The sequence below is a fragment of the Bacteroides sp. NSJ-39 genome (assembly GCF_014287315.1).
Taxonomy (GTDB): Bacteria; Bacteroidota; Bacteroidia; order Bacteroidales; family Bacteroidaceae; genus Bacteroides; species Bacteroides finegoldii.
This window is the reverse complement of sequence record NZ_JACOOB010000048.1, coordinates 1-3,249: the sequence shown is the minus strand read 5'-3', so window position 1 is coordinate 3,249 and position 3,249 is coordinate 1. Positions and strand designations below refer to the sequence as shown.

General features: G+C 42.0%; 4 protein-coding genes. 1 reads left to right on the top strand and 3 read right to left on the bottom strand.

Annotated features, from left to right (window positions below):
- On the top strand, positions 1-1,455 hold a 1,455-nt coding region (locus H8S63_RS19600; protein WP_255467690.1), incomplete at its 5' end, for a TraM recognition domain-containing protein.
- 52 nt (positions 1,456-1,507) lie between these two features.
- Here H8S63_RS19600 and H8S63_RS19595 read toward each other — a convergent pair.
- The 3 genes from H8S63_RS19595 to H8S63_RS19585 all read right to left on the bottom strand — a co-directional run.
- Positions 1,508-2,263, bottom strand: a complete 756-nt coding sequence (locus tag H8S63_RS19595; RefSeq protein WP_004293874.1) for a hypothetical protein — start codon at positions 2,261-2,263, stop codon at positions 1,508-1,510.
- The gene (locus tag H8S63_RS19590; protein WP_010538250.1) at positions 2,232-2,711 is read right to left on the bottom strand and encodes a Panacea domain-containing protein; all 480 of its coding nucleotides are present in this window, start codon (positions 2,709-2,711) and stop codon (positions 2,232-2,234) included. Before H8S63_RS19590 ends, H8S63_RS19595 begins: the two co-directional genes overlap by 32 nt.
- A 103-nt stretch (positions 2,712-2,814) precedes the next feature.
- Positions 2,815-3,249, bottom strand: a 435-nt coding sequence (locus tag H8S63_RS19585) for an RteC domain-containing protein (RefSeq protein WP_186927683.1), incomplete at its 5' end; no start/stop codon positions are given.

Below are 3,249 nucleotides of genomic sequence, written 5' to 3'. Positions count from 1 at the left end.
GAAATAATGAGCCGGTTTCTATATAGAAATTTAGAATTGCTTGAGCCGTATGAGGGGAAACTCTCATGTACGGTTCTTAGGGGGGAAAGCTCCCGAAAGGGAGCTGACCTACCCGACCAACAGATTGAGAAGGGCTTTAGCCAATACATCTACGATTTCAAGTATCCCGACCTTTCGACCATCGCATATAACCATCTGATGAATAATCCGGAGGGCTACAAGGTGAAGCCGAAATTCTATGTAATCAACTTCGACGACCCGCGACGCTCACACCGTTGCAATCCCATTCACCCGGATTTCATGGAGGATATTACAGACGCTTACGAGAGTGCCTATACAATAATGCTCAACCTCAATAAAACGTGGGTGCAAAAGCAGGGCGACTTCTTCGTGGAGTCACCTATCATTTTGTTCGCCAGTATTATATGGTATCTTAAAATCTATCAGAACGGGAAGTATTGCACGTTTCCCCATGCCATCGAGTTTTTGAACCGCCGCTACGAGGATATTTTTCCGATACTGACTTCCTATCCCGAACTGGAGAATTACCTTTCCCCGTTCATGGATGCTTGGCTCGGAGGGGCTGCGGAGCAGCTCATGGGGCAGATAGCGTCGGCAAAAATTCCGCTGTCGAGGATGATTTCACCGCAGCTCTACTGGGTGATGTCGGACAGCGAGTTTACGCTGGACATCAACAATCCCGAAGAGCCGAAAATCCTATGCGTGGGCAACAATCCCGACCGTCAGAACATCTACGGGGCGGCTCTCGGATTGTATAACTCCCGCATCGTGAAGCTCATCAACAAGAAGGGAATGCTGAAGTCATCGGTCATCATCGACGAGCTGCCCACGATATACTTCAAGGGGTTGGACAACCTTATAGCCACCGCCCGAAGCAACAAGGTTGCCGTGTGTCTGGGATTTCAGGATTTCAGCCAGCTGGTGCGCGACTACGGTGATAAGGAGGCGAAAGTGGTGATGAATACGGTCGGTAACATTTTCTCCGGGCAGGTGGTAGGTGAAACGGCAAAGACACTATCGGAACGGTTCGGTAAGGTGTTGCAGAAACGGCAGTCTATCTCCATCAACCGGCAGGATGTTTCCACCTCCATCAACACGCAGATGGATGCGCTCATTCCGCCGAGCAAGATTTCCGGTCTGACGCAGGGAATGTTTGTCGGTTCGGTGTCCGACAACTTCAACGAACGTATCGAACAGAAAATTTTTCACTGCGAGATTGTGGTGGATGCCGAGAAGGTGAAGCGGGAGGAACGTGCCTACAAGAAAATTCCGGTCATTACCGATTTCACGGACGAGGACGGCAACGACCGCATGAAAGAAACGGTGCAGGCGAACTACCGGCGTATCAAGGAAGAGGTGAAGCAGATTGTGCAGGAGGAACTGGAGCGCATCGCGGGCGATGATAACCTGAAATATCTGTTGCAGCAGAAGTAAATAAAAAAATGAAGAAAGGCTTACCATAAACCTTTCTTCATTTTTTTAGAACTTAAGCATTATCCATACTTACTAAGATTCCGTTTTCCAAAATTTTTTGCAATGGAATTTTCTTTAAGATTTCTTGATAAGTGCTATAGAAGTCATTATCAAGTCCTATATAAACAATATTGTCATGTAATTCTTCTATAACACTAATATGTGAATGCAATTTGCACTTTTTATCAGAACAATCTGATACGATACTTTTAATTCGTTCCAACTTATTTAATAAATCATCATATTGAGATAACCCTTTTGTAGTTGGTTGTATTTGATAATTAGTTTTCTTTGCCGGTTGTATATTATGTTCAGGATCTAATAATACTATGTGAAATATAGAAGAATCCCGATCAAAATAACCTACAATACGCCCCGTACTTTTTGTTATCGAAAATTGCATTATTGGAAAATCTGTCTCATTGTCCAATATTTCTTTTGGTAGCCAATCTAAATCTTTTCGTTGAATAGGAATGTTTTTAGCACTCCAATCTATTGGATGACATCTTAATGCAATACTACCTCTATTTTCTTCTAATACTTCTTGCGGTGTCATAGTACCCAAAGCACCTAATCTTTCAAGAAGCCCAATATGCCATCCCTTAGAACACTCTCCAATCTGAAAATTAGGTATCTGCTTAAAGTAAGAGAAGGAAAAAGTTATCTTCCTTCTCTTTAACTCATTTTCTTGTTCTTTGGTAACTAATGATTTGTTTCCGTATTTAGGAGAATCTGAATTAAGATTTAATAGTTTCCCATTTTTTCCCATAATACTCAATCATTAGTTCTGGAGTAATAACCTTGTCACAACGCTCATTTACATTTAAATCTCCACGTGTTTTAATCCAAGGCATCTCATTGTGGGACAATCGTTCTAATTCAGCACCGCTATATTTAAGATAATTCTCCAATATAAAGTCAATGAATTCAGCGTCTTCTGATGATAAACTCACATTGTGATTCATGCAATCATCAATATTGATTTCTGAATAGAGATATTTTGTAGAATTAAATCGATTGTAGATTTCTCGATTTACCGGACCATGAATCCATGCTTCAAACTCGCCGTCAAACATAGGTTTTTTATTGATACCATAAGACCATGCTTGAACATAATACAATAACTTCTGCAACTTTAAATTTATTAAAGACGCAAATCTATCTTCCGATTTTACTCGTAAGATAATGTAGTCTGTTATATCGTGTATTGAGTTCATCTGAATTATGACTATATCAATTTCAATGCAAAGTTAATATCTTTTTCTAATATAACAAAATAATGAATTGAATTGATGTGATTTATTCTAATGAATTTGTTTTTTATCTCCTCATACGATCCAACTCATCATCGCGCAGCATCCTCTCGTTCAATTTCTCCTGCATTCTGTCAAGGAAGTAGGTGCGGCTTTCGTTCTTCCGGCGTTTGATATCGGTGTAGAAACGGTAGCAGTCCTTCGACTCAACCCCGAATATCTTGTAAAGGAGCGGGGCAAGCTGTTTGAGCGGCATGTTGCCGTTGTTGATGCAGCCCATCTCGTCGATGCCGTAGATAAGTTCCACGAGGTCGATGGCATTGCCCGTCCATTGCAGGAGGCTGGTGGCGGTTTCTGTTGTGTTGTTGGCGGATATCAGTGGCGGCACTTGGGGCGTGGCAAGGAATTTCTGCATCTTTCTTACGAAAGACAGAGCCTTGCTGACGTAGGCGGCAATCTCTCTTTTTTCTTCTGACAGATTACGTACGGGATGGTGCTGCAA